The following is a 26,314-nucleotide window of genomic DNA, read 5'->3' on the forward strand; positions in this document are numbered from 1 at the left end:
ACAGCACTGGCCGAAGCCGCATAGCTGGCGGTATCGGTACCGGTGTTGCCGATCAGGGCATCAGCGCCTGCACCGCCCACCAGTGTGTCATTGCCGGTGCCACCATCGAGGCGGTTGGCCGTGGTGTCGCCCGTCAGTGTGTCGTTGCCACTGCCGCCGGTAACATTCTCGATCTCCGACAGCGCATCGCCTTCGGCGTCACCACCGGTACCGGTGCCGGTGGCAAGGTCGACGGTGAGCGCAGTTGTGGATGACGCATAGCTGGCCGTATCGGTGCCGCTGCCGCCCACCAGGGTATCCGCACCCGCGCCGCCGGTCAGCGTGTCGTTGCCGGCGCCGCCGTCCAGGCGGTTGGCGTTGGCATCGCCGGTCAGCGTATCGGCATTGGCCGAACCGATCAGATTTTCGATGCCGCTCAATACGTCGCTGGCCGCATCGCCGCCCGAACCGGTGCCGGTCGCCAGACTGACGGTGACGGCTGCCGAGGATGCAGCGTAGCTGGCGGTGTCGCTGCCGGTGCCGCCGGTCAGCACGTCTGCGCCGCCGCCGCCCTGCAGCAGGTCGTCGCCCGCGCCGCCCAGCAGTGTGTTGGCATTGCTGTCGCCGGTCAGGGTGTCGTCAAAGTCCGAACCGACGACGGTCTCGATCGCAGAGAAAGTGTCGCCTTGGGCATCGCCGCCGCTGGCACTGTTGGTGCCGAGATTGACGGTCACCGCAGTCGCCGCGCTCGCGTAACTCGCAATATCGGTCCCGGTGCCACCGATCAGCTGGTCGGCGCCCGCGCCACCGATCAGGGTATCGTTGCCGCTGCTGCCATCCAGGCGGTCATTACCGGCACCGCCCTCAAGACTGTTGTCGGCCGTGCTGCCGGTGAGCGTGTCGGCATGATCCGAACCGACGAGGTTTTCGATGGTGGCGAGCGTGTCGCCCTGGGCATCGCCGCCGGTGCCGGTGCCGCTGGTCAGGCTGACCGTGACGGCTGCAGTCGAACCGGCATAGCTGGCCGTATCGATGCCGGTGCCGCCGATCAGCTGGTCGGCGCCTGCGCCACCCAGCAGCAGGTCATTGCCGGTGCTGCCATCAAGGCGATCGTTGCCGGCACCGCCCTCCAGCCGGTTGTCGCCCGCGCTGCCGGTCAGGGTGTCGGCGTGGTCGGAGCCGGTGACATTCTCGAAGCCGGACAGCACGTCGCCGGCGGCATCGCCGCCGCTGGCGGCATTGGTGCCGAGGTTGACCGTCACGGCTGCCGAGGAGCCGGCATAGCTGAGTGTGTCGATGCCACTGCCGCCCGTGAGCGTATCTGCACCGGCGCCGCCATTGATCACATCGTCGCCAGCACCGCCGTCCAGGCTATTCACCAGTGCATCGCCGGTGAGTGCATCGGCCAGGCCGGTGCCGATCACCGTCTCGATGCCACTGATCGTATCGCCTTCGGCATCGCCACCACTGCCGGTGCCGGTCGCCAGATTGACCGTGATGCCAGCAGTACCGCCGGCATAGCTGGCGGTATCCGTGCCGCTGCCGCCGGTGAGGGTATCGGCGCCGGCGCCACCGATCAGGGTGTCGTTGCCCGCGCCGCCATCCAGTGCATTGGCATCGTCATCGCCGGTCAGCATGTCGGCCTGATCGGAGCCGGTGACATTCTCGATACTGGTCAGCGTATCGCCGGCCGCATCGCCGCCACTGGCCGTGCCGGCGGCAAGATCGATGGTGACACCGGCTGCGCTGCCGGCATAGCTGGCGGTGTCGCTGCCGCTGCCGCCGGTGAGGGTATCCGCGCCGGCGCCGCCAATCAGCAGGTCATCGCCCGCGCCGCCATCCAGGATATTGGCACCGGCATCGCCGGTGAGGGCATCGGCATGACCCGAGCCGGTGAGATTCTCGATGCTGGTGAGCGTGTCGCCGGCCGCATCGCCGCCACTGGCGGTGCCGGCGGCGAGGTTGATGCTGACACCGGCCGAGGAGCCGGCATAGCTGGCGGTATCGCTGCCGGCGCTGCCGTCCAGGATATTGGCCGCCGCATCGCCGGCCAGCGTATCGGCATGATCCGAGCCGGTGACATTCTCGATACCGCTCAGTGTGTCGCCCTGCGCATCGCCACCGCTGCCGGTACCGGCGGCAAGGTCGATGGTGACGCCGGCCGTGCTGCCGGCATAGCTGGCGGTATCCGTGCCGCTGCCGCCAGTGAGCGTGTCCGCACCAGCACCACCGGTGAGCAGGTCGTTGCCGGCGCCGCCATCCAGGATATTGGCGCCGGCATCGCCAGTCAGCGTATCGGCATGATCGGAGCCGGTAAGATTCTCGATGCCGCTGAGCGTGTCGCCGGCCGCATCGCCACCACTAGCCGTGCCGGCGGCGAGATTGATGCTGACGCCGGCTGTCGAGGCGGCATAGCTGGCGGTATCGCTGCCCGCGCCGCCGTCCAGCGTATCGGCACCGGCGCCGCCAGCCAGGATATTGGCGCCGGCATCGCCGGTCAGGCTGTCGGCATGGGCCGAGCCGGTGAGGTTTTCGATGCTGACATAGCTGTCGCCGCTGGCCTGCCCGGCAGTGCCGCCGCTCGACAGATTTGCCGTCACCGCCGCATCGGCATCGGCATAGCTGACCGTATCGTTGCCGGCCAGGCCATCGAAGCGTTCCGCCGCGGCGGTCGCAGTGAAGAGATCGTCGCCACCGGTGCCGGTATGCACCTGCGGCCCGCCGGGGGGTTCAGGCGTTTCGTCTTCGAGGGTCTGTTCCGCGGTTGTGCTTGCGGCTGGCGCTGCGCTGCGCTCGGCAGCAGCCGGCGGCGCTTCGGCCGCGCTTTCGCGGCCGGCCGGCGCGGCGGTGCCGGTTGCCGGCGGTGTATTGCTGGTTGCAGACACAGCGGTGCGTGCGGTTGTGGCCGCTGTATTGGAGGCTGACGGGGCATCCGCGGTCAGATCGTTCGCTGCCGTGGTGGCGGTCGCGGCCGCAGCCGCTTCGGCGCCATTGGGCGCGGTAACAGGAGCCGCAGCCTGGGCTGCCGGATCGCCTGCTGCTGCCGGCGTGGCCGCAGGGGCGCCGCGCGGACCGGTGGTGGTGCGGGCATCGGCGACGGCCATGCCGAGGCGCTGTTCGCCACCTGCGGCCGTGTCGTTTGCCTGCGCTGTCGCTTCTGTCGTCGCAACGGACTGGGACGCCGCGGGCAAGGCGCCGTTGCCGAGCGCGTTGGCGGTCGTGGTCTGGCCCTGAACCGGCTGATAGCTGCGTTCATCGGCAATGACCGTGCCGTAATGCACCGCGCCAAGACCGGACCCGACATCCGCGCCGTCGCCGCCGCCACCCTGAGCCTGTGCCAGGGGCGTGTCGCTGCCACCGGCCCGGGGCGCCTTGGCGCCCTTGGGCAATGCGGTCAGTTCGTCATTGAGGATGTCTGATTTCGTGGCCATCGCGCGTTCTTAAAGCACAACATGTAATCAAGAGTTAATCTTGTGAATTGATAACTCTCTCTTTAGTTATATTGGGTATATCGCCGCACGGCACAATAGAGTTTTGATTACGATCAACACCGGCCATTTTTTGGGAGACTTATTTTGTGTCCGGCGACAATCAGTGAACGGATTCTGGGTGTATGGTTGACATGCCGGTAACCAATAAAAATGCCGGCAGCAGTCTGGTTTTCAATCCGACGCTGATCGCCTGCTCAGTTCTGCTCAACCTGCTGGCTATCGCGCTGCCGATTTACACGCTGCAGGTTTATGACCGCGTTCTGCCGAATACTGCTGGCGACACGCTGCTGTTGCTCACCATTTTGCTGTTAACTGTGTTGTTCGCCGAAGGCGCCATGCGTGCCATTCGCAGTGCGCTGGCCACCTGGGCGGGAGCCCGGTTCGAACATGGCGCGGGCTGCGCCGGCATCGCGCGGCTCTTGGGTGCCGACAGCACGATTTCCGCCAAAGATACAACCGGCGCGCATCTGGAGCGGCTTGGCGCCATCGACCGGTTGCGCGAATTCTATGCCAACCAGGGCGCGGTGATTGTCATCGATCTGCCCTTCGCCCTGCTGTTCACCGCCATCATCTGGGTTGTGGGCGGCCCGCTGGCCTGGCTGACCATGGCGGTTTTCGTGGTTTTTGCCATTGCGGCGGCGATTATCGGCCGTGTGCTGCACCAGGCGGTCGATGCGCGCACCGATTCCGACAAGCGCCGTACCAGTTTCATGATCGAGATCCTGTCCGGCATTACCACTATCAAGGCGATGACGATGGAGCGGCTGATGATGCGCCGCTACGAACGCTTGATGGACAGCGCGTCGGCCGCGGCATTCCGCGTCACCTACCTGTCGTCGCTGTCGCAGGCGCTGGGCAGCTTCTTTTCCAACCTGGCGATTGTCGCCATCCTGGTCTACGGCTCGCTGCTGGTGCTCGATAACCAGATGACGGTGGGCCAGCTGGCCTGTTGCTCGCTGCTGGCCGGCCGGGTGATGCAGCCGCTGCTGCGTGCCATGGGCATCTGGAGCAATTTCCAGGCGATCCGTTTGGCCGAGCGCCAGCTGAACCAGTTGCATGCCTTGCCGCAGGAGCCGGGCGGCCTGCAGCGCCCCGCGCCCATCGTCACGCTGGGACGCATTGAATTCCGCGATGTCAGCCTGGATGACGGCATCGGCCAGCCGCTGCTCGATCATGCCAACATGACGATCAATGCCGGCGAAACCGTCGCCATTGTCAGCGCCGATGGCAGCGACCGTTCGGCGATCCTGACGCTGATTGCGGGTCTGCAGCGGCCGACCGGCGGACAGATCCTGTATGACAATAAAATCCTCAAAGCCGCCGACCCGCGCCCCGGCCCCGATGAAATCGGCCTGCTGCCGCGCCAGGCCACGGTGTTCCAGGGCAGCATGATCGACAACCTGACCATGTTCCGTCGCGGTGCCGTGGTCGATACCGCGCTGGAGCTGGCGGAAAAGCTGGGGCTGGACAGCTATATTGCCACCCTGGCCAATGGGTACGAGACCACGGTGAGCGGCGGCCAGACCGAAACCCTGCCCGGCGGCGTGCGCCAGCGCATTGCCATCATCCGTGCCCTGGCCGAACAGCCGCGCATCATCCTGTTCGATGAAAGCAACAACGGCTTCGATCGCAACTCGAATGAACGGCTGCTGCGCATGCTGGCCGATCTGAAAGGTCGCGCCACCATCGTGCTGGTCAGTTATCAGCCTTCGGTGCTGCGCCTGGCTGATCGCGTGTTTGAACTGCGCAATGGTCAGCTGATCGAGCGCTCGCCGATTGGCGCGACCTTCGGCCCGGCGTCGACGGAAGTACTGGACGGGCGATCGGCATGAGCACGTCGATGAATCGACCGTCTTCCGCTGGCGGCGAGACCAACAGCCTGCAGGTGGTGCGCGCCGAACCGCTCGCCGAGGCTTTGCGTCAGGGCCGCATGGGTGCCTTCCAGGCCGTCTCGCCCTTCGCCGCCTGCCTCATGCCGCTGCTCACCGCGCTGGGTTGGCAGGGAGATCCGCGCCATATTGTCGAGGCCCTGCCGCATTTCGCCGCCGATCTCGATCTCGATGGCCTGCGCAATGTGCTGATCGAGCTGTCCTACGCCACCAAGCCGCATGAACGGCGTCTGGGCCAGATCGATCCGCGCCTGCTGCCCTGCCTGCATGTCGATAATGCCGGCCGTCCGCGCGTGGTGCTGGAGATCAGGGATGGCGTGGCGCGGGTGTTCGATGGTGCGCGCCGCGAGGAAATCCAGCTCAAGTCTGCTGCCATCGCTGGCATGGCCTATTTCATCGAACCGGCCGAAACGCCGGAAGAGACCGGCCCGCGCAAGACCTTCCTCGGCGCTATTGCGATGCGCTTTTCCGGTGTTGCCGTGCAGCTTGGCATGGTCACCCTGTTCAACAACATCCTGGCGCTCGGCTTCCCGCTCTTCGCGCTGATGGTCTACGACAAGGTGATCGGCGGCGACTCGCGCGAGCTGGTGGTCTACCTGCTCGCCGGCATCGGTATGACCTTTGTTTTCGATTTCGCGCTGCGCATGCTGCGAAGCCGCATGCTGGCTTATATGGGTGCCCGCGTCGAACGGCTGGTTGCCATTGCGGTGCTCAAGCACCTGCTGCGCCTGCCGGTGGGTTATACCGAGTCGGCACCGATCGGCACACAACTCGCGCGCTTGAAGGAATTCGAAACCGTGCGCGAATTCTTCACCGGGCCGCTCGCCGGCGTCGCCTTCGATCTGCCCTTCCTGTTTGTCTTCCTGCTGGTGATTGCCTGGCTCGGTGGTCCGCTGGTGCTGGTCTCGCTGGTGCTGGGCCTGCTGATCCTGCTGATCGGCTATGTCTCGCAGATGTTGCAGAGCACGGCCGTGCAGCGCGCCGCCGCCAGCCAGGCCGCACGCCATGGCCTGACGGTGGAGATCGTGTCCAATCTGCAGGCGATCAAGCAGTCGGGCAGTGCGGCCACCTGGCTGGAACGCTATCGTGCCGCCTCGGCGGCATCGGCAGTGGACAGCCGCGCGGTGCAGATGATCGGCGGCATGCTCAACACGCTGTCGCAGACCCTGATGATGCTGACCGGCACCATCGTGCTGGCCTGGGGTGCATTGCGCATCATGGATGGCAGCATGACGGTCGGTGCGTTGGTGGCGACCATGGCGCTGTCCTGGCGCGTGCTGGCGCCGCTGCAGCTTGGTCTGATGGCGTTGACCCGGCTCGGACAGATCCGCCTCGGCCTGGCGCAGATCGACCGTCTGCTGCAACTGCGGCCGGAACTGACCGATCGCCCGGGCCCGGCGGTCGTGCAGCGCGTGTTCCGCGGCGCAGTCACACTGAACCGCGTATCGCTGCGCTATCGCCCCGATGCCGAACCGGCGTTGCTCGGCGTCGACCTGCTGCTCAAGCCCGGCGAGATGATCGGCATCACCGGTCCGTCCGGTTCGGGCAAGTCCACCATTCTCAAGGTGATGGCGGGGCTGTATCAGGCCCAGGCCGGCGCCGTGCTGCTGGATGGCCTGGATATCCGCCAGATGACGCCGCATGAACTGCGCAACGCCGTGACCTATTCGCCGCAGAACCGGCATCTGTTCCATGGCACGCTGGCGCAGAATCTGCGCCTGGCCGCGCCGACCGCCAGCGATGACGACCTGAAGGCGGCACTGGCCGAAGCCGGCGCGCTGAATGATGTGCTGGCGCTGCCCGATGGCCTGCATACCGGCCTGGGCGATCATTCCGATGCGCGCACGCTGTCCACCGGGCTGCTGCAGCGCATCGCGCTGGCGCGACTCTATCTGCGCCCCTCTGCCGTGCTGCTGCTCGACGAGCCGGGCCAGTGGCTGGACGAGACCGGCGATGCCGCGATGATCGAATCGCTGCAACGTCGCAAGGGCAAGCAGACCATTGCCATCGTGACCCATCGGCCGAGCCATCTTGCCATCTGCGACCGCGTCGTCGTGATGGAGAATGGCCGCATCATAGATATCCGCAGCCCGACCAGAGGTGCTGCGACGACATCCCAGGGAGTCGGGAGATGAGTGAGACCTTGCCTGCCGTGAAGGCCGATCCGGCCCGCATCCGCTACCTGACGCTGGCGATCCAGCTGGAGGAAGGCCGTGCGCCGCGGCTGATGCAGCTGTCGGTCTGGCTGATGATCGCCATCGTGATCTGCGCCATCGGCTGGGCAGCGGTGACCCGGGTGGCCCAGGTCGCGCGTGCCCCGGGCGAAATCGTGCCGAATGGCCATCTGCAGCCGGTGCAGCATCTGGAAGGCGGCATTGTCGCCGAAGTGCTGGCGCAGGACGGCGATCTCGTTGAAGCCGGCCAGGTTCTGGTGCGCCTCGACCAGACCGGCGTGACCGCCGAACTCGACCAGCTGCGCAGCCGCGAACGCAGTCTGCGCCTGCAGGCCGAACGCCTGCGCGCCTTTGCCGAGGGCCGTGTCGCCGATCTGGATGACAGTCAGGAGCAGGGCCTCTCCATCGACCAGGCGGCAATCCTGCGCAGCCAGGAGCGCGCCCGTACTAGCCAGCGCGTTGTGATCGAGCGCCAGGTCGCCGGTCGTCGCGCCGATCTGGAAGCGCTGATCGGCCAGCAGCGTACCTTGCAACGCCAGATCACGATCACCGGCGAAGCGCTGGACATGCGCAAGACGCTGTCGGAAAAGGGGCTGAATTCGCGGCTCACCTTCCTCGATGTGCAGCGTGAGATGAATCGTGTGCAGGGCGAGTTGAGCACCGTGACGACGAATATCGGCCGCGCCCGCGAAGCGGTGGCCGAGGCCGAGCAGCGGCTGATCGAGCTGGATACCCGGCTCACGGTCGATGCGATGCGCGAGCTTGGTTCGGTCACCAGTGACCTGCGCCAGATCGAGGAGGCGCGCGTCAAGCTGGAAGACCGCGTGGCGCGTACCACCATCACCTCGCCGGTGCGCGGCATCATCAAGGATCTGCGCGCCTATGCCGCCGGGGCCGTGGTGCCGCCGGGCGGCAATATCGCCGAGATCGTGCCGGTCGGCCGCGAGCTGATTGTCGAGGCGCGCATCAGTCCGGTGGATGTCGGTCAGCTGCGGCCGGGCCAGCCGGTGGCGGTGAAGGTCTCGACCTATGATTTCGCCCAGTTCGGTTCCGTGCCGGGCAGCCTGCTGAGTGTTTCGGCCTCCACTTTCCACGGGCCGCAGATTGCGCCCTTCTACAAGGCGCTGGTGCGGCTGGATCAGTCCTATGTCGGCAGTGATCCGGCCCGCAATCAGCTGCGTCCGGGCATGACCGTGCTGGCCGATATCAAGACCGACGAGCGCACCGTGCTGCGCTTCCTGCTCAATCCAGTCTACCGGGCCATCGATACGGCCTTCCAGGAACGCTGACCGGCCCACGCGGAATTGCACCGGCCGAATCTTGATCGGGGGCGCCGGTCAGGCAATATCGCGCCATGACCCCGAGCCCCGACGCCCTGCCACCTGAAATCCACGATGCCTCAGCCTGGTATGGCCCCGCCATGCTGCAGGACACCCGCTGGCTGCAGCATTTCACCGCTGCCGAGATCGCCGAGGTCGAGCAGGCGACGCGCCGCGTTGCCGCCGGACCCGATGCCGCGGTTGCGCGACTGACACCGGCGGATTTCCCACTGCCGACGCTGGCGCCACGCCTGCATGCCTTGCGCGACGAGGTGCTGAACGGCCGTGGCTTCGCCCTGCTGCGCGGCCTGCCGGTGCAGCGCTGGAGCCTGCGCGAGGCCGCGATCGCCTTTCTCGGGATCGGTTGTCATATCGGCAGTGCGCGCTCGCAGAATGCCAAGGGCCATATCCTGGGTCATGTGAAGGATATGGGACTCTCCAGCGACGATCCGAATGTGCGCATCTACCAGACGCATGAGCGCCAGACCTTCCACACCGATTCCGCCGATATTGTCGGCCTGCTTTGTCTGCAGGTTGCAAAGGCCGGCGGCCATTCGGCGCTGGTAAGTTCGGTCACCATCTTCAACGAGATGCGCAAACGCCGGCCAGACCTGCTGCCACATCTGTTCGCCCCGATCGAAACCGACCGGCGCGGCGAGGTGCCGGTGGGCGAGAAGCCGTATTTCACCATCCCGACCTATAACTGGCACGAAGGTCATCTCTCGGCGATCTATCAGCGCCAGTATATCGAGTCCGCCCGTCGCTTTGCCGATGTGGCGCCGCTGTCGCCGGCGCAGGTCGAAGCCTTTGATCTGTTCGACGCGCTGTCCAATGATCCGGCGCTGAATTTTCATATGGTGCTGGAACCCGGCGATGTGCAGCTGGTGCATAACCACACCCTGCTGCATGACCGCACGGCGTTTGAGGACTGGGCCGAACCGGCAAAGCGCCGCCATCTGCTGCGGCTCTGGCTGGCGCCGCAGCAGGCGCGCCCGCTGCCGCCGGTCTTTGCCCAGCGCTATGGCAGTGTCACGCCGGGCGATCGCGGCGGCATCATCGTGCCGGGCACGCAACTGACTGTTCCCTTCGAGGCTGTTTGACCATGTCGGATATCAAGACTGTAGCCATTGTCGGCGGTGGCCTGATCGGCGCCAGCTGGGCGGCCCTGTTCACTGCCGGTGGCATCGATGTGGTGGCCTGGGATCCCGATGCCACGGCGCGCGCGCTGTTTCGCGACCGCGTCAATGCCGCGCGCAAGCAGCTGGCCCAGCTCGGCCGCCGCGGACGCGGCAAACTGAAGATCGTCGCCCGCCTCAAGGCGGCGGTGGCTGGTGCCGATCTGATCCAGGAAAACGCGCCGGAGAAACTGGAACTGAAACACCGGCTGTTTGCCGAGATTGTCGCGGCGGCGAAGCCTGAAGCCACGATTGCCAGCAGCACATCCTCCTTTGCCTGGTCGGCGCTGACCGAGGGCATGAAAGAGCCGTCGCGGCTGATCGTGTCGCATCCCTTCAATCCGCCGCATCTGGTGCCGCTGGTCGAGCTCTATGGCACCGACCCGGCCCGCGTGCAGGCGGCCGCGGTGTTTTACGAAGCCATGGGCAAGGTGACGATCCGCATGAAGCGCGAGGCGCCCGGCCATGTCGCCAACCGGCTGGCTTCGGCGCTGTGGCGTGAGGCCGTGCATATCGTGGCCGAGGGCATCGCCGATGTCGCCGATGTCGACAAGGCGCTGGTGGAAGGACCGGGGCTGCGCTGGTCGATCCAGGGTGCGCATATGACCTATCATCTGGGTGGCGGCGAGGGCGGTATCCGCCATTATCTCGATCACCTCGGCCCCAGCCAGGAAAAGCGCTGGGCGGCGCTGGGAAGTCCCAGCCTTACGCCCGAGGTAAAGGATGCGCTGGTGCGCGGTGTGGAAGAGGAAGCCGCCGGCCGCAGCATTGCGGAGCTGAGCGCCGAACGCGATGCGGCATTGATCGAAACCCTGAAGCTGCGGGCGAAGCGCCGGCCGAAAATGTAGCCCGACAATATTCCGCCCATATTTCGGTCTGGGCCGAAACATCCCGCCTTGTCCTGTCATGTCGAAGCTTTACTCTGGCGTCAACAAAAGCCAGAGGAACCGCCATGCCCGTCTCGACATCGGATAAATGCGCCGCCTTCCGCCGCCTGCATGACAGCGGCTGCTTCGTCATCCCCAATCCCTGGGATGCCGGCTCGGCCGTGATCCTGCAAAGCCTCGGCTTCAAGGCATTGGCTTCCACCAGCGCCGGGATGGCCTGGAGCATGGCCAAGCCGGATAACAAGGTGGAGCTGGCCGAGGTGCTGGCGCATTTGAAGACGCTGACATCTGTTACCGACATTCCGGTCAATGCCGATTTCGAAAACGGCTTTGCCGATGAGCCGGACCGTGTCGCGGGCAACGTGGCCAAGGCGGTGGAGGCCGGCATCGCCGGACTTTCCATTGAAGATTCCACCGGCAACACGGAAGCACCGCTGTATGATTTCGATCTCGCGGTGGCGCGTATCAAGGCGGCGCGTGCCGCCATCGACAAGACCGGCGGCGGCGTGCTGCTGACCGCGCGCAGCGAAGGTTTCATCGCCGGCCGGCCGGATCTGGCGGAAACCACGCGCCGCCTGAAGGCTTACGCTGCTGCTGGTGCCGACGTGCTCTATGCGCCGGGCATCCGCGAAGATGCGCAGATTACGGCAGTGGTGCAGGCGGCAGCCGGCAAACCGGTGAATATGCTCACCACGGGCCAGTCGGTGGCGCATCTGGCCGGGCTTGGCATCCGGCGTGTCAGCGTCGGCGGCTCGCTGGCGCGCAGCGCCTGGGGCGAGTTCATCCGTGCCGCCAAGGAAATCGGTGCCGAAGGAACCTTCGAGCATTTCAAGCAGGCCACGCCGAGTTCGGAGCTGAACCGGCTGTTCGGCGCGCATATGAAACGCTAACGGCGCCGATCATCTCGCCTGAGAAGACAGGCATAACATAGCCGCGGCAAATGTCGCACCAATAGGTAGCGGTGTCATTCTGCGCCGATCACGCGGCGTGTGTGTTGCAGCGATGCGACACGTTTTCTGTTGACCGTCGTGCAATCCGTCTATTGTAATATCAATATAACAAGTGGGGACGGCTCGTTGAAACGATTGCTGCGTCATCGCATCTTGACTGGAACGCCCTCGAAGCGGAGGCGCGTTCAGCTTTGTCGATGATTACAGTCCGCCAGGTCACCAAGACCTTCGTCGCCCGCGGCCGGGAAGTTTCGGCCCTGCTGCCCACCAGCCTCGACATTCCCGCCGGTGCCTTTGTCTCCTTCGTCGGTCCCAGCGGCTGCGGCAAATCCACCCTGCTCAACATGATCGCCGGCATCATTCCGCCCAGCAGTGGTGCGGTCGAGCATGGCGGCCGTGTGGTCAATGGCATCAACACGCATGTCGGCTACATGACCCAGGCCGACAGCCTGCTGCCCTGGCGCACCACCGAGCAGAATGTGGCTTTCCCGCTGGTTTTGCGCGGCCAGGGCAAGGCCGAGATCGAGGCGCGCGTCGCCAAAATGCTCGACATGGTGGGCCTGAGCAATTTCAGGCAGCAGTTTCCCTCCGAGCTTTCGGGCGGCATGCGCAAGCGCGTGGCACTCGCCCAGGTGCTGGCCTATGACCCCGAAACCCTGCTGATGGACGAGCCCTTTGGCGCCCTGGATGCCCAGCTCAAGCTGGTGATGCAGGCCGAACTGGCGCGCATCTGGGAAGAAACCCGCAAGACCATCGTGTTTGTCACCCATGATCTGGCCGAGGCCATCGCGCTGTCCGACCATGTGGTGATTTTCAGCGGCCGGCCGGGCCGCATCAAGGCGATCAAGCAGATTGATCTGCCGCGGCCGCGCGATGTGTTCAAGCTGCAGTTCGACCCGGCCTTCCGTGAAATTTACAACGAGCTGTGGGATGCGCTGGCGCCCGAAATCGGCGTGGGAGCGGTGCGCACATGAGCGACAAGGCATTGGAGACCGAGCTTCCTGCCGCGCAGCCCAGCGCAGCCGTGCTGCAGGTCGAGCGCGCGGAGACGCGTAAACGCTGGGGCATCCGCATCGGCCAGGTGCTGATCGGGTTGGCCATTCTGGGCATCTGGCAGTTCGCCTCGGGCCGGCTGATCGACGACTTCTTCATCTCCTCACCGATTGCCGTGGCGGTGAAGCTGTGGATCTGGACGCGCAACGGCACGCTGGCCAATGCCTTTGCCTATACCATGCAGGCCATGGTGCTGGGCTTCATCATCGGCAGCGTGAGCGGTTTCATCATCGGCTTCCTGCTCGGCCGTTCCGATACCGCCGCCAAGCTGTTCGATCCCTATATCACCGCGATCTACTGCCTGCCCAAGATCGCGCTGGCGCCGCTGCTGATCATGTGGTTCGGCATCGGGCTGGAGAGCAAGGTGGCGATGGCCGCGCTGATCGTGTTCTTCCTGGTCTTCCTCAACACCTTTGCCGGCGTGCGCGATGTCAGCGCGATTCACATCAATGCCGCCCGCATCATGGGCGCCAATGGCTGGCAGCTGCTGCGCTACGTGATCTTCCCCTCGGCAGCGGCCTGGGTGCTCACGGGGCTGAAAGTCTCGGTACCCTATGCGCTGATCGGCGCCGTGGTCGGCGAGCTGATTTCGTCCAACCGCGGCATCGGCTTCCTGATCGGCCAGGCCTCGGGGATGTTCGATACGGCCGGCGTCTTTGCCGGTCTGGTGGTGCTGGCGGTCACCGGCATGGTGCTGAACAGCGCGCTCAAGGCGCTGGAAACCCATCTGCTGCGCTGGCGCGAATTGAAATAAGAGGAACGGTTGTTATGGCCTATGATCTGAAGATTGTTGGCGGCACCATCATTGATGGCACCGGCAAGCCCGGCTACAGCGGCGATGTCGGCATCAAGGACGGCCGCATCGTCGCTCTGGGCCATGCGCCGGATACGGCGGCGCGCACGGTGAAGGCCGATGGCCTGGTGGTCTCGCCGGGCTTTGTCGATATCCACACCCATTACGATGCGCAGGTGTTCTGGGACCAGATGCTCACCATCTCGCCCTGGCATGGTGTCACCAGTGTGGTGATGGGCAGCTGCGGCTTCGGTGTCGCGCCGACGCGGCCGAAGGATCGCAGCCTGATCCTGCGCACGCTGGAGCGCGTCGAGGCCATGCCGCTGAACGCGCTTGAGGCCGGCCTGGGCAATGACTGGCCGTTCGAGACCTTCCCGCAGTATCTCGATGCGCTGGGCAAGATGGGCACCGCCATCAATGTCGGGGCGATGATCGGCCATACGGCGACGCGGCTTTACGTGATGGGCGAGGCGGCCGTGGAGCGCGCCGCCACGCAGGATGAAGTCATCCAGATGCAGGATATCGTGCGCGAAGGCATGAAGGCCGGCGCGATTGCATTTGGCACGTCGGTCTCGCGCATCCATATCGGCTTCGACGGCAAGCCGATCCCGAGCCGGCTCGCCGAATTCGACGAGATGCTGGCACTGGGCCGCGCCGTCGGCCAGGCCGGCAGTGGCATCATCCATTACAACGGCGCGCGCGAACCGCTGTTCGACCATTACCTCGGCATGCATTACGAAAGCGGTCGCCCGGTCTGCTGGACCGCGCTGCTCGCCGGCCAGCTCGGCCCCGGCCGCCATCGCGAGAGCCTCGAGCGCACCAAACAGCTGGTGGCGCAGGGCAAGCCGATCTATCCGCAGGTCGCCTGCCGGCCGATCGTCAGCGAATTCGATTTCCGCTCGCCGGTGGTGTTCGACACCTGGAGCCTGTTCAAGCCGGTGCGTGTCGCCAAGAGCGAAGCCGACCTGATACGCATCTATTCCGACGCCGATTTCCGTCACCAGTTCCGCGAGGAAGTGGCCGGTCGCGGCGGCCGCGATGGCGATTTCTCCGGCGGCAAGTCCGAAGGCGACATGCGCCGCGCCTCCTGGCGCCTCACTGAGATCAGCTGGTGCGAGGAACAGCCCGCCCTGGTCGGTCGCACGGTCGAGGCGGTTGCACAGGAACGCGGTGTCTCGCCGGTCGACCTGATTCTCGATCTGGCGGCGCAGAGCAACCTGCGTGCGCGTTTCCGAATGCCGCTGGTGAACTTCCAGGAAGACGAGGTCGAGGAGCTGCTGCAGGACCCGAATACGGTTGTCGGTCTTGGCGATGGTGGTGCGCATCTGTCGCAGCTTTGCGATGCCTGCTACGCCACCCATCTGCTCGGCTACTGGGTGCGGGTGAAAAAGTCGCTCAGCCTGGAACGCGCCGTGCATATGCTGACCGGCCGTCCGGCGGCGATTTTCGGCATCGCCGATCGTGGCCTGCTGGCGCTCGGCCGTCATGCCGATGTGGTGGTCTTCGATCCGGCCACCGTGGGTGCGGGTCCGCTGGAACGCGTCTATGACCTGCCGGCCGGCGCCGACCGCCTGATCTCGCGCGCTTCGGGCATCCATACCGTCATCGTCAATGGCACCGTGCTGCCGCCGCCGGGCGAAGCGATGCCGGCCGGCCGCATGCCGGGTCATGTCCTGCGCAGCGGCAGCGCACATCACTGATTGGGTTCAACCGAGGAGGGGAAGATGCGTGACATTGAACGCAGGGCGTTTCTGCAGGGCGTTGCATCGGTCGGGTTCATCGGCAGCATGGGTTTGGCCATGCCTGTCTCGGCGCAGAGCGGGCTGACGGCTTCCAGCCTGCGCTCGAATGCAAAATCCTTCCTCTGGGGCGCCGAGGATTTCGCCCAGGGCACCGGGCTGTTCACCAAGTCCGGCCTGAAGCTTGAACTGGCCGCCACCAATCGCGGCGTCAACCAGGATGCGCTGATCGGCGGTGCCGCCGATATCCTGCTCGGCGCACCGACGCAGAACATGCGGGTGCAGATCCGCCGCCAGCCGGTGAAAATGATCTGCGGCTGGGTCAACAAATTCGCCTCCAACGTCGTCATCAAGAAAGACATCGCCGACAAACTCGGCATCACTGAAGCCTCGCCGCCCGAGAAGAAGGCGGCGGCACTCAAGGGCCTGAAGATCGGCACCACCGGTGCCGGCGGCGGTCCGGACCAGCTGGCGCGCTATTTCATGCGTATGGCCAAGATCGATCCTGATCGCGATGCCACCCTCGTGCCGATCCAGGGCGGCGTGTCGCCGATGCTGGCGGCACTGGATCGTGGCACCATCGACGGTTTCGTGCTGTCTTCGCCGGCCTCTGACATGGCGGTGTCGAAATTCGGCGCGGTCTACCTGTTCAACATGGTGACCAATCCGCCGCCGGCCCTGCAGGATTATCTCTACATCACCGCCAGTGTCAGCGAGAAGACCATCAAGGACAAGCCGAACGAGCTGACCGCCTATTGCAAGGGCATCGCGCTGGCGCTTAAGGGCATTGCCGGCGATCCGGCCGGCTTCAAGGCCTTTGCCAAGGAATACTTCGCCGATATGGATCCGGTGCTGTTCGAGACCGCGTTCGCCAACAATGTAGGCATGTATATGAAGACGCCGGTGCCGACCAAGGCCCAGTTCGATCTCAATCTCGATTTCCTCGACAACGAGCTGAAGACCCTGCAGCAGCCGGGCATTCCGGCCGGCTTCAAGTTCGAGGATGCCTATGACCTGCGCTTTGTCGAAAAAGCGATGAGCAGCCTGTAAACCCTGCCACTGCCGCCGGGCGCTCTCGTTTGGCGGCAGTATCTGCGGCCCTGAGGCTTTGGCTCGCGCCCGGCGCCCGGCCACCCACCCCATTTCGCAGCGACCCGACAGAATCCGCTTGACGATGGCGGGTCAATTGCGTGAGTATTTTATTGTAATACAATGTCTTCATATAGAATACAAATGCAAACTGTAACCGAGACCAGCACGTCCGCTCCAGCGGCATCGACCGAGAAAAAGGGCGGCGTTCGCCCCTTAAGCTCGGTGCTCAAGACCCTGTCCCTGCTCGATGCCATGGCAACCGTGGCCAAGCCGATCCGTCTGGCCGACCTGACCCGGCTGATCGGCGGCGAGCGCGGCACGGTCTACCAGCGGCTCGTCACCCTGATGGCGGCCGGCTGGGTCGAGCAGCTGCAGGATGGCAGCTTCCGCCTCTCCTTACGCGCCGTGCAGGTGGCGCATGCGGCGCTGGAGCAGGCCAGCCTGGGCTCGCGCATGCTGCCGGTCATGCAGCGTCTGGTCACCGAGGTGGGCGAGACCGCATCGCTGGCCGTGCTGGATGGCGACGAAGCCCGCATTGTGCAGCGTGTTGAATCCGACGAGCTGCTGCGCGCCGATTCCAAACTCGGTTCCAGCCTGTCGCTGGACAATTCCGCTACCGGCCGCGTGCTGGTCGCCTTCGCCGATGCCGAACGCATCGCCGGCTGGCGCGAGCGCGGTGTGGCGCTGCCCGAGGCAGCCATGCTGGCCCAGGTACGTCGCGACTCCTTCGCCGTCTCAGGCAGCCGCGTGGCCGGGATTTCCGCCTCGGGTGCCCCGGTCTTCGATAGTGCTGGCCGCTGCTACGCGGCGCTGTCGCTGGTCGGTCCGGCCAATCGCTTCGATGCCGGCAAAAGCCGCGAGGCGCTGATCCGCGCCGCCGACCAGATCACCCGGATGATCCAGGGGAAAGAACAGTGAGCACATCGCGCCCCGCATCCGTGCAGGTCGAACCCGCCGTGGCATTGCGCCCGGCGGAAATTCTGATGAAGCCTGAACGCCTGGCGGCGATCCAGCCAAGCCGGCTCAGCGTATCGCGCGCCATGATCGCGCGGATGACACGGGAGCGCTGGGATGTGCAGTGCCTGAGCTTCGATATCGACGAGCGCGCCAAGGGCACGGCGCTCTATCGCATCACCACGCCCGGCGGCATGTTCGATTTCCCGGTCTTCTCGTTTGAATTCAATCCCGCCGGCCGCACCGGCCGCATCATCGGCCGCAACTGGGACATGATGGGCGCCCTGGTGGAAGGCCCGATGTCGGCGGCGGAGATCGAGCATACCCAGCGCGAACTGCCCAAGCTCTATGCCGGCCGCGCCACCGAACGCACGCTGGTCTGGGCGCGCTCCAACCGGTCCTCGCGCGCCTTCGATCATGTGGTCGACAGTCTCAGCGCCGGCCAGCAGCCCGAACTCAGCCGCCTGTCGCAGGTCTGCTACCTGATGCGCAACACCGGGCTTGATGGCAACGGCACTTTCGGCACACGCTCGTTCCGCGCGCTCGAATCCAATCACGCCCTGCGCAACCCGCTCGCGGCGCAGATGCTCAGCGCCTACATGATGCGCGAATTCGCCACCGACCTGGTCACCAACCTGGCGCGCCATCGTGCCGGCAGCCAGGCGGCCAGCCTCGATCCGGCGATCCGGCGGTTTCTCGGCGTCGGCAACGGTTCGGCGCTTGGCCTGATCCTGTTTGCCAACAACCACCCCAGGCTGCTCGACCGCTTCCTGCATGCGCGCGAAACCGCGCTGGCCCATGCCAAGGGGCTGGCGGCGCTGCCCGGCAGTCCGGAGATCAAACGCCTGCAGGCCCTGCTGGACCGCGTCATCCGGTTTCGTCTGGAAGACCGCACGGTATATGACGCGCTGGTGCCGAGCGACACGATCGCTGCTGAGCTTGCCATCGTGCGCAATGCGCTGAACGACTATGTCGCTACCGGTCATATCGGTGGCCTGCCATCCCCGGTGCCGCTGGCGGCACTCTGCGACCACCTGGAGAGCCGGGTGCTGCCCGAGACCCAGGAAACCCTGCATTCGCTGCTGATCGAGCTGGTGCCCGAGCTGGCCGATTCGCTGTGCGAGACGCTGATTGTCAGCGAAGAAACCACGGTGGCGCCGGGCATGCGAGTCGGCGAACTGCGCCAGATCCTGCATGACGAATATGCCTGGTGCCTCGCCATGGATCTCAGCACCGAGGCCTCGCGCCGCTATATCTGGTACAAGTCGGCCACCGCCGAGGAACCGCGCCGCGGTCCGCGCGAGGAGGTCGAGCAGGCCTTCAATCTCGGGCTCGACCTGCCGCGCCTGGTCCAGCAGCTTGATATCGCTCTCGCCAGCCAGCCGGCCGACCGCACCATGGCGCATTTCCTGCTCGGCCATCCCGAACAGCGTGGCATCGTGGCCCGCGTGCAGACCCTGCGCGGCCTGCGCTATCACTCGCCGCATATGAACATCATGGCCGAGGATTTCATCCCGATCCAGATGGTGCGCCTGCTCAATGTCGGCCTGCATGGCATCGACAAGACCCGCGACTTCCTCAATCGCAACCTGCGTGGTGTGCTCTATCACGGTGCGCCGCTGCCTGAAGATCTGCGAACCGGCACGCATGGTGACTGGTTCTATCCCGCGGAGCCCGTGTGATGAGCCTGTCCAGCACCGCAACTGCCCATGACGAAATCCTGCTGTCGGTGCGCGAGACGCGCCTGATCGTCGAGCGCATCCTGCTGCTCACTGACCTGCCGCGCGGCAGTGTCACAGCGGTGCGCGAGGCGATCCTGGCCTGCGAAGGCCAGCGTCTGGGGGCGCTGGCGCATCTGCGCGACGATTTCGACAGTATCAGGGCAATGCAGCCGGCACGGGTCTTCTTCTTCGAGGCCGACGGCAAGGCAGAGCTTGATGCCAAGGGCGAGCATGCCTGGGCGATCATGCCGTCGCTGGTCGAACTGGTGGTCGAGCAGTGCCGCCGGCCGGTCGCCGGCCAGGCGGCAGGACGCGGCACGGCCTCGCTGGCGGTGCATGATGTGCGTATGCCGACGATGCTGGCGGCGCTGACGCCGCTGGCGCTGCGCCATCAGGTCAGCCTCGGGATCACCATCACCGATGATGGTGCACTGATCCGCGCATCCGACCGCAGCACCGGAACCAACGCCATCACCATGTCGAGCCACGACCTCGACCCCTTCCTGTCGCGCATGCTCCGCGAGGGTTTCCGCACGCCGCGTCAGCTCTGGTCGGATCTCTATCATCTGTCGAACCAGTCGCTGACCCCTGACTCGGTGGTGTCGCGCCGCCATGCCGGTCCGATCATCGTTGACGAGAATGGCCGCATCATCGGCCGCACCGACGATGATGAAACCGACCTTTCCCTGTTGTCCCAGCCTGCTGCCTGAAGGTATCGACCATGCGTAACGATGCGATGATTTTCGATGGTCTGCAGTGCGGTCACTTCGACCGCGCGGTGTTTGAATCCCTGCTCAAGGGCACCGTGCGGTGCGTCACCGTTACGCTCGGCTTCTGGGAAAATGCCGTCGAATCCATGGACTCGATTGCGCGCTGGCGCGAAATGGCCCGTGCCAATGCCGATATCGTCAGCATTGCGCAGAACGCCGCCGATATCGATCGCGCGGTGGCCGAGGGCAAGCTGGCCCTGCTACTGGGTTTCCAGAATGCCATGCTGTTTGAGGGCCGCATCGCCTTCGTCGAGCTGTTCGCTGATATGGGCGTGCGCGTCGTGCAACTGACCTATAACAACCAGAATGACCTTGGCGGCAGCTGTTACGAGGAGCATGATTCCGGTCTTGCCCGCTACGGCAAGGAAGTGATCCGCGAGATGAACCGCACCGGCATCCTGGTCGACCTGTCGCATGTCGGCAACCGCACCACGCTGGATGCGGTGAAGTTCTCGCAGAAGCCGGTGGCGATCAGCCATGCCAATGCCGACTCGCTCTATCCGCACAAGCGCAACAAGACCGATGACGTGCTGAAGGCACTGAAGGACAATGGCGGTGTGATCGGCTGCGCTACCTATCGCAATATCGCCGGCGACCATTACTGTGCCAGCGTGGACAACTGGTGCGACATGGTGGCGCGCACAGTGGAGATCGCCGGCATCGACCATGTCGGCATCGGCACGGATCGCAGCCACAACACCACCCAGAAGGATCTCGACTGGATGCGCACCGGGCGCTGGACGCGCGGCATCGATTACGGTGCCGGCTCCGCCGCCCGCCCGGGCAAGGCGCCACCGGCCGACTGGTTCAGGGATGTGCAGAATATCGGCGAGATCACCGATGGCCTGCGGCGCAAGGGCTTCAGCGCCGAGGAAGTGGCCAAGATCACGCATGGCAACTGGCGGCGCGTCTACGAGGCCTCACTCGCCTGAACACGTGCCGATATCGAACCGGGGACACTGGAGGAGGGGACTATGACCAAGACGATCATCAAGGCCAAAGGCAAAAGCATCAGCCGCCGTTCGGCACTGCAGCTGGCCGGCGCCACCGCCGCGCTCACGTTTCCGGCCCCGTTCATCAACCGCGCCTATGCGCGCGAAGTTCTATATGTGAATACCTGGGGCGGCCCCTGGGAAGAAGCGGCGCAGAAACATCTGTTCGAGCCCTTCATGAAAGAGACCGGCGTCGAGATCAAGACGGTCTCGCCGGTCTCCTTTGCCAAGCTGGCGGCGCAGGTGAAAACCGGCGTCTATGAATTCGATGTCACCACGCTGGGCGATTCCGACATCGTGCGCGCCAACGAGGCCGGCATCATCGAGGATGCTTCCAAGGCGCCGCTGGATCAGTCGAAGCTGTGGCCCGGCGCAGTGTTCCAGAACGGCGTCGGCTCGCATGCCTTCGCCACGCTGATCTCCTATCGCAAGGACAAGTTTCCCAATGGCGGCCCGCAGACCTGGGCCGATTTCTTCAATCCGCAGAAATTTCCCGGCACCCGCTGCCTGCAGCGGCATGCCGGCCGCGTGCTGGCCATCGCGCTGCTGGCCGATGGCGTGGCGCCGGACAAGCTGTATCCGATGGATCTCGACCGCGCCTTCAAGGCGCTGGAACGGATCAAGCCGCATCTGCGCGTGTGGTGGACCCAGGGGCCGCAGTCGGGCCAGTTGCTGCGCGACGGCGAAGTCGACATGATCGGCATCTGGCAGACCTATCCGGTGCGTCTGATCCGCGAAAAGCAGCCGGTCGAGATGATCTGGAACCAGGCCCTGCTCGACCGCGCCTACTGGGTGGTGTCGAAAGGCTCGCCGCGCGCCGAACTGGCGTGGAAATTCGTCCAGTCGGCGATCCGGCCGGAACGCATCTCGAAATTCGCGCTGGAGAATGTCTACGGCCCGCTCAACCCCAAGGCCTTCGATTTCGTCAGTGCCGAGGATGCCAAGCTGATGCCGACCTCGCCGGACAACATCAAGAAGGTGGTAATCCAGGATACCACCAAGGCGTCCGACCAGTTGCAGGAAGCCAGCAAGCAGTTCGAGCGCTGGATCAGCCGCTGATACGACAGAAGGGGCGGGGAATGGCGCAGGTTGGGGGAATAGTGGCGCAAAGCCGGAGCGGCCGCACGGCTGCCTGGCTGCTGCTGTTGCCCGCGCTCGCCTTCCTCGCCGTCTTCTTCCTGATTCCGCTGGGCCAGGTGCTGTATTTCAGCGTGATGGATCCGAAGTTCACACTGCATCACTACGCAGCATTCTTCACCGATGATTTCTACTGGCGCGTACTGTTCGGCACCTTCCGCACGGCAGCGATCGTCACGGTCTTCTGCCTGCTGCTGTCTTATCCGCTGTCCTACGCCATCGTGCGGCTGGGTGGCGGTTTTGCCACCGTGATGCTGCTGATCGTGGCGATGAGCTTCTGGACCAGCTTCCTGGTCCGCACCTTCGCCTGGATGGTCATCCTCGGCAATAACGGCCCGCTGCGCGGCATCCTCAGTGCGCTGGGCTGGACACCTGCGCCTGAACTGCTGTTCACCCGCTTCAGCTCGACGCTGGCGATGGTGCATCTGCTGATCCCCTTCATGGTGCTGGCGCTCTATTCGGTGATGAAGAAGATCGACCACAATGTGGTGCGTGCCGCGATCAGCCTCGGCGCCACACCGTTCGAGGCCTTCCGTCGCATCTTCCTGCCGCTCTCGGCGCCCGGCATCGTCAATGGCTGCACGCTGGTCTTCATCATGTGCCTGGGCTTCTACGTCACGCCGGTGCTGCTCGGCAGTCCGCGCGAGCAGATGATCGCCGGCCTGATCGGCACCCAGATCGAGGAATTCCTCGAATTCGGCGAGGCCTCGGCCACTGCGGTGATCCTGCTCTGCGTCACCATGACCGTCTTTGCGATCTACAATCGCTTCGTCGGTCTCGACAAGCTGTGGGGCTGAGCATGCGCATTGTCGTGGCGCTCGCCCTGCTCAGCGCGCTGTTCATCCTCGGCCCGCTGCTGATCGTGGTGCCGATGAGCTTCAGCACGGCGAAATCTTTTGCCTTCCCGCCGCCGGATTACTGGCTCGGCTATTACCGTGCCTTCTTCGCCGATATCCGCTGGACCCAGCCGGTGATCAATTCGGTGCTGATCGCCTTTGCCACCATGCTGCTGACCATGGCGCTGGTGATCCCGGCCGCCTTTGCCATGGTGCGCCAGCGGTTTTTCGGCCGCTCGGCCATGAACCTGCTTTTGATGATGCCGATGATCGTGCCGCATATCGTGATGGCACTCGGCTACTACTCCTATTTCAGCCACCTCAAGATCATCCATTCACCGCTCGGCGTGGTGCTGGCCCATACCTGCCTGTCGGTGCCGGTCTGCTATCTGATCATCGCGGCCGCCTTGAAGGGCTTTGACCGCAACCTGGAGCGGGCGGCGATGAATCTGGGCGCCGGACCGCTGCGCACCTTCTGGGAGGTCACCTTCCCGGTGCTGCGGCCGGGCTTCCTGGTCGGCGGGCTGTTCGCTTTCATCCATTCCTTCGATGAAGCGGTCGTGGCAATCTTCATTTCCGGCCAGGCGGCCTCCACCCTGCCGCGCAAGATGTTCGACAGTATCCGTATCGAGGCCGACCCGATTGTGTCGGTGGTCTCGACCCTGCTGTTTGCCGCCGTGCTGCTGGCGGTGCTCAGTCCGCTGCTGTGGCGGGCGATCAGGCAGACACAGATGAAAGCCGTACCGGCATGAATGCGTTCCCGGGGCGGATAGAGAAAGAAGGGCGACAGGGCGTGACGGGCAGCTATCTCGAGATCCGCGATCTGGTCAAATCCTATGACGGCCGCCAGCAGGCGGTGCGCGGCATCTCGCTGGATATCGTCAAGGGCGAGTTCGTCTCTTTCCTCGGGCCGAGCGGCTCAGGCAAGACCACCACGCTGATGATGGTGGCGGGCTTCGAGCAGCCGACGGCGGGCCGCATCATCCTGGGCGGCCGCGAGATCGCGCCGATCCCGCCGCACAAGCGCAATATCGGCATGGTGTTCCAGAATTACGCGCTGTTCCCGCATATGACGGCGGCCGAGAATGTCGGGTTCCCCCTGCGTATGCGCAAGCGGCCGGCGGCCGAGATTGCCCGGCGCAGCGCCGAGGCGCTGGCCATGGTCGGCCTGGGCGACTTCGCCGGCCGCCAGCCGCGCGAGCTTTCGGGCGGCCAGCAGCAGCGCGTGGCGCTGGCGCGTGCGCTGGTGTTCGAACCCGATGTTCTGCTGCTGGACGAGCCATTGGGGGCGCTGGACAAGAATCTGCGCGAGCATATGCAGGTCGAGATCAAGCGCATCCATCGCGAGCTTGGCATCACCACGATCTATGTGACACATGACCAGACCGAGGCCATGACGATGTCGGATCGCATCGCCGTGTTCAGCCAGGGCGTGGTCGAACAGTTTGCCGCGCCGCTGGACGTGTATCTGCGCCCGGCGACGCGCTTTGTCGGCGGCTTTGTCGGCGACAGCAATTTCTTCGCTGCCACCGGCCGGCCCGGCATGCTGGAGATCGAAGGTCTGGGCAGCCTCAGCCTGCCGCAGGCAGCGGCATCGGCCAGCGGCCGTTATGACGTTCTGGTGCGGCCCGAGGCGATCAGCCTGTGGCGCGACGGCAGCACTTCTGCCGGCCATTGCGTGGTGCCGTTCACGGTCACCGCGCTGGTCAATTACGGCGACAGCGTGCTGCTGATGGGCAGCAGTGGGGCGTTGTCGCTGCGCGCCCGCATTCCTTTCGTGCAGGCCACCGATATCCGCGAAGGCGCGCAGTTGCAGTTGAGCTGGCGCCATGCCGACATGCACTGCATCCCGGCCGTTTAAGCGGGCTTCGAGCGCGTCAACGGGGCTGCGGTGAACGGCGAGGTGCCGGCGCCGAGCAGGATGCCGGCCTTGTTCTTGCGCTCGAACGGCAGTTCCACCAGCGCCGGGATCGGGCACTGATACGGGTTGCCCGCCGTGCGCTGCTCCCATTCTTCCCGGGCCGCCTTCAGAAGATCTTCACTGCTCAATGCGTCGATCACGGTGGCCGCCATTGCCTTGGCCGCCTGCAGCATCGCCTTGTGCGCTGCCGGCTGCTTGCCCTGCGCCACCAGCTGCCAGGAATGGCCCGGTGTGCCGACGGCGAAGCATGGCCCCCAGCACTGCACGGTGGGCGTCAGCCAGCTGACATCGCCCACATCGGTGGAGCCGTAGAGCTGCCGCGGCGTGCCATCAAACGGCAGGATGCTGTCATGCAGCGGCTTGTCGTAGCTCGTCGGCTCGCCGACGCTGCGCAGGCTGGAAAACACGTCTTCCGGGGTCAGCGCGCTGCGGCGCAGCTCGGTGGCAAACGCGCGGTCGGCATCGTCGAACTGCACCGGGCCGAGCTGTTCGATATTGCGATGCATCGCCCATTCCAGCGCAGTGTTGGGCATCACTTCCGAACAGGCCTTGTCGAAATCGACAAAGGCCTGGGTCTCGGTCATCAGCGCGGCGCCCTCGGCGATCTTCTTGACCCGCTCGAACAGCGTGGTGGCCACCGCCACCGACGGTCCGCGCACCAGATACAGCACCTCGGCTTTCGCCTGCACCACATTGGGCGAGATGCCGCCGGTATCGGTGACGGCATAATGCACGCGGGCATTGGCCGGCATGTGTTCGCGCATGTAGTTGACGCCGACATTCATCAACTCGACGGCATCCAGCGCGCTGCGGCCCAGATGCGGGGCGCTGGCGGCATGGGCGGCGCGGCCGCTGAAGCGGAAATAGGCCTGGATATTGGCCAGGCTGTTGACCGACATGACACCGAAAAAGCTGCCGGGATGCCAGGTGACGGCAGCATCCAGATCGGCGAACAGCCCGGCGCGTGCCATGAAAGTCTTGCCCGAACCGCCTTCTTCCGCCGGGCAGCCGTAATAGCGCACGCGGCCCGGCAGCTTGTGGGTGATCAGGTAATCCTTGACCGCGATGGCGGCCAGCACCGCGCCGGCCCCCAGCAGGTTATGGCCGCAGCCCTGGCCATTGGCCTGGGCAGTGGGCCGCCGCTCGGTGACGCCCGACGCCTGGCCCAGGCCGGACAGGGCGTCGTATTCGCCGAGCAAACCAATTAGCGGACCATTTCCGCCGCCGCTATCCTGACCTGCCTCCGCCATGAAGGCGGTCGGGATGCCGGCGATGTTGCGGGTGATGCGGAAGCCTTCTTTTTCCAGCAGCGCGATCTGCGCCGCCACGGCGCCATGCTCCTGGTAACGCAGCTCGGCCAGATCCCAGACCGTGTCGCTCAAGGCGATGCAGGCTGCGGCCTTGGCGTCGCATAGCGTGGTGATGTCGGCGATGTTTTGCAT

At 65.0% G+C, this 26,314-nt stretch carries 20 protein-coding genes; 18 read left to right on the top strand and 2 right to left on the bottom strand.

Translation table 11 applies throughout. The annotated features are described in order from the left end of the window. Nucleotides 1-3,410, bottom strand: a 3,410-nt coding sequence (locus AAG799_RS10215; RefSeq protein WP_341895726.1) for a calcium-binding protein, incomplete at its 3' end; no start/stop codon positions are given. 191 nt (nt 3,411-3,601) lie between these two features. Between AAG799_RS10215 and AAG799_RS10220 the strand changes: the two genes are divergently transcribed. The 18 genes from AAG799_RS10220 to AAG799_RS10305 all read left to right on the top strand — a co-directional run bounded on the left by AAG799_RS10220 (nt 3,602) and on the right by AAG799_RS10305 (nt 24,812). Further along, nucleotides 3,602-5,302 carry an ABC transporter transmembrane domain-containing protein gene (locus AAG799_RS10220; RefSeq protein WP_341895727.1) on the top strand — a complete coding sequence of 567 codons (1,701 nt, stop codon included), beginning with the start codon at nt 3,602-3,604 and terminating at the stop codon, nt 5,300-5,302. Continuing rightward, entirely contained in the window at nt 5,299-7,494 is a 2,196-nt protein-coding gene (locus tag AAG799_RS10225; RefSeq protein WP_341895728.1) for an ATP-binding cassette domain-containing protein, read from the top strand. Before AAG799_RS10220 ends, AAG799_RS10225 begins: the two co-directional genes overlap by 4 nt. Next, nucleotides 7,491-8,822 carry an HlyD family type I secretion periplasmic adaptor subunit gene (locus AAG799_RS10230; RefSeq protein WP_341895729.1) on the top strand — a complete coding sequence of 444 codons (1,332 nt, stop codon included), beginning with the start codon at nt 7,491-7,493 and terminating at the stop codon, nt 8,820-8,822. Before AAG799_RS10225 ends, AAG799_RS10230 begins: the two co-directional genes overlap by 4 nt. Nucleotides 8,823-8,887: 65 nt before the next feature. After that, nucleotides 8,888-9,952, top strand: coding sequence for a TauD/TfdA family dioxygenase (locus tag AAG799_RS10235; protein ID WP_341895730.1), 1,065 nt, complete (start codon nt 8,888-8,890; stop codon nt 9,950-9,952). Between the two features lie 2 nt (nt 9,953-9,954). Next, nucleotides 9,955-10,875: a 3-hydroxyacyl-CoA dehydrogenase NAD-binding domain-containing protein gene (locus tag AAG799_RS10240; protein WP_341895731.1), complete on the top strand. Its 921-nt coding sequence runs from the start codon at nt 9,955-9,957 to the stop codon at nt 10,873-10,875. A 104-nt stretch (nt 10,876-10,979) separates the two neighbouring features. Then, entirely contained in the window at nt 10,980-11,804 is an 825-nt protein-coding gene (locus AAG799_RS10245; protein ID WP_341895732.1) for an isocitrate lyase/phosphoenolpyruvate mutase family protein, read from the top strand. 257 nt (nt 11,805-12,061) lie between these two features. Continuing rightward, the gene (locus AAG799_RS10250) at nt 12,062-12,838 is read left to right on the top strand and encodes an ABC transporter ATP-binding protein (RefSeq protein WP_341895733.1); all 777 of its coding nucleotides are present in this window, start codon (nt 12,062-12,064) and stop codon (nt 12,836-12,838) included. Next, complete coding sequence (locus AAG799_RS10255) at nt 12,835-13,671, top strand: ABC transporter permease (protein ID WP_341895734.1); 837 nt, start codon at nt 12,835-12,837, stop codon at nt 13,669-13,671. Before AAG799_RS10250 ends, AAG799_RS10255 begins: the two co-directional genes overlap by 4 nt. A gap of 14 nt (nt 13,672-13,685) precedes the next feature. Beyond that, nucleotides 13,686-15,410 carry an amidohydrolase family protein gene (locus AAG799_RS10260; RefSeq protein ID WP_341895735.1) on the top strand — a complete coding sequence of 575 codons (1,725 nt, stop codon included), beginning with the start codon at nt 13,686-13,688 and terminating at the stop codon, nt 15,408-15,410. Nucleotides 15,411-15,434: 24 nt separating this feature from the next. Continuing rightward, nucleotides 15,435-16,499: an ABC transporter substrate-binding protein gene (locus AAG799_RS10265; RefSeq protein ID WP_341895736.1), complete on the top strand. Its 1,065-nt coding sequence runs from the start codon at nt 15,435-15,437 to the stop codon at nt 16,497-16,499. A 183-nt stretch (nt 16,500-16,682) separates the two neighbouring features. Further along, nucleotides 16,683-17,459, top strand: coding sequence for an IclR family transcriptional regulator (locus tag AAG799_RS10270; RefSeq protein WP_341895737.1), 777 nt, complete (start codon nt 16,683-16,685; stop codon nt 17,457-17,459). Continuing rightward, complete coding sequence (locus AAG799_RS10275) at nt 17,456-19,177, top strand: hypothetical protein (protein ID WP_341895738.1); 1,722 nt, start codon at nt 17,456-17,458, stop codon at nt 19,175-19,177. Before AAG799_RS10270 ends, AAG799_RS10275 begins: the two co-directional genes overlap by 4 nt. Then, on the top strand, nt 19,177-19,926 hold the full coding sequence (locus AAG799_RS10280) for a hypothetical protein (RefSeq protein WP_341895739.1): 750 nt from the start codon (nt 19,177-19,179) through the stop codon (nt 19,924-19,926). Before AAG799_RS10275 ends, AAG799_RS10280 begins: the two co-directional genes overlap by 1 nt. An 11-nt stretch (nt 19,927-19,937) precedes the next feature. Further along, complete coding sequence (locus AAG799_RS10285) at nt 19,938-20,918, top strand: dipeptidase (RefSeq protein ID WP_341895740.1); 981 nt, start codon at nt 19,938-19,940, stop codon at nt 20,916-20,918. A gap of 42 nt (nt 20,919-20,960) precedes the next feature. Next, nucleotides 20,961-22,037: an ABC transporter substrate-binding protein gene (locus tag AAG799_RS10290; protein WP_341895741.1), complete on the top strand. Its 1,077-nt coding sequence runs from the start codon at nt 20,961-20,963 to the stop codon at nt 22,035-22,037. Nucleotides 22,038-22,057: 20 nt separating this feature from the next. Then, the gene (locus AAG799_RS10295) at nt 22,058-22,912 is read left to right on the top strand and encodes an ABC transporter permease (RefSeq protein ID WP_341895742.1); all 855 of its coding nucleotides are present in this window, start codon (nt 22,058-22,060) and stop codon (nt 22,910-22,912) included. A 2-nt stretch (nt 22,913-22,914) separates the two neighbouring features. Beyond that, nucleotides 22,915-23,703, top strand: coding sequence for an ABC transporter permease (locus AAG799_RS10300; RefSeq protein ID WP_341895743.1), 789 nt, complete (start codon nt 22,915-22,917; stop codon nt 23,701-23,703). A 41-nt stretch (nt 23,704-23,744) separates the two neighbouring features. After that, nucleotides 23,745-24,812 (top strand): ABC transporter ATP-binding protein, encoded by a 1,068-nt coding sequence (locus tag AAG799_RS10305; protein ID WP_341895744.1) that lies wholly within the window; start codon nt 23,745-23,747, stop codon nt 24,810-24,812. Here AAG799_RS10305 and AAG799_RS10310 read toward each other — a convergent pair. Next, complete coding sequence (locus AAG799_RS10310) at nt 24,809-26,314, bottom strand: M20 family metallopeptidase (RefSeq protein ID WP_341895745.1); 1,506 nt, start codon at nt 26,312-26,314, stop codon at nt 24,809-24,811. The two genes, AAG799_RS10305 and AAG799_RS10310, sit on opposite strands and share 4 nt — an antisense overlap.

Origin of the sequence: Ferrovibrio terrae, from assembly GCF_943371255.1 — a bacterium.
Taxonomy (GTDB): domain Bacteria; phylum Pseudomonadota; class Alphaproteobacteria; order Ferrovibrionales; family Ferrovibrionaceae; genus Ferrovibrio; species Ferrovibrio terrae_B.

Coding starts and splice junctions, on each gene's coding strand:
- AAG799_RS10225 (WP_341895728.1), top strand. CDS start 5,299: ATGAGCACGTCGATGAATCGACCGTCTTCCGCTGGCGGCGAGACCAAC.
- AAG799_RS10240 (WP_341895731.1), top strand. CDS start 9,955: ATGTCGGATATCAAGACTGTAGCCATTGTCGGCGGTGGCCTGATCGGC.
- AAG799_RS10265 (WP_341895736.1), top strand. CDS start 15,435: ATGCGTGACATTGAACGCAGGGCGTTTCTGCAGGGCGTTGCATCGGTC.
- AAG799_RS10220 (WP_341895727.1), top strand. CDS start 3,602: ATGCCGGTAACCAATAAAAATGCCGGCAGCAGTCTGGTTTTCAATCCG.
- AAG799_RS10230 (WP_341895729.1), top strand. CDS start 7,491: ATGAGTGAGACCTTGCCTGCCGTGAAGGCCGATCCGGCCCGCATCCGC.
- AAG799_RS10250 (WP_341895733.1), top strand. CDS start 12,062: ATGATTACAGTCCGCCAGGTCACCAAGACCTTCGTCGCCCGCGGCCGG.
- AAG799_RS10260 (WP_341895735.1), top strand. CDS start 13,686: ATGGCCTATGATCTGAAGATTGTTGGCGGCACCATCATTGATGGCACC.
- AAG799_RS10295 (WP_341895742.1), top strand. CDS start 22,058: ATGGCGCAGGTTGGGGGAATAGTGGCGCAAAGCCGGAGCGGCCGCACG.
- AAG799_RS10245 (WP_341895732.1), top strand. CDS start 10,980: ATGCCCGTCTCGACATCGGATAAATGCGCCGCCTTCCGCCGCCTGCAT.
- AAG799_RS10300 (WP_341895743.1), top strand. CDS start 22,915: ATGCGCATTGTCGTGGCGCTCGCCCTGCTCAGCGCGCTGTTCATCCTC.
- AAG799_RS10280 (WP_341895739.1), top strand. CDS start 19,177: ATGAGCCTGTCCAGCACCGCAACTGCCCATGACGAAATCCTGCTGTCG.
- AAG799_RS10285 (WP_341895740.1), top strand. CDS start 19,938: ATGCGTAACGATGCGATGATTTTCGATGGTCTGCAGTGCGGTCACTTC.
- AAG799_RS10270 (WP_341895737.1), top strand. CDS start 16,683: ATGCAAACTGTAACCGAGACCAGCACGTCCGCTCCAGCGGCATCGACC.
- AAG799_RS10235 (WP_341895730.1), top strand. CDS start 8,888: ATGACCCCGAGCCCCGACGCCCTGCCACCTGAAATCCACGATGCCTCA.
- AAG799_RS10255 (WP_341895734.1), top strand. CDS start 12,835: ATGAGCGACAAGGCATTGGAGACCGAGCTTCCTGCCGCGCAGCCCAGC.
- AAG799_RS10310 (WP_341895745.1), bottom strand. CDS start 26,314: ATGCAAAACATCGCCGACATCACCACGCTATGCGACGCCAAGGCCGCA.
- AAG799_RS10290 (WP_341895741.1), top strand. CDS start 20,961: ATGACCAAGACGATCATCAAGGCCAAAGGCAAAAGCATCAGCCGCCGT.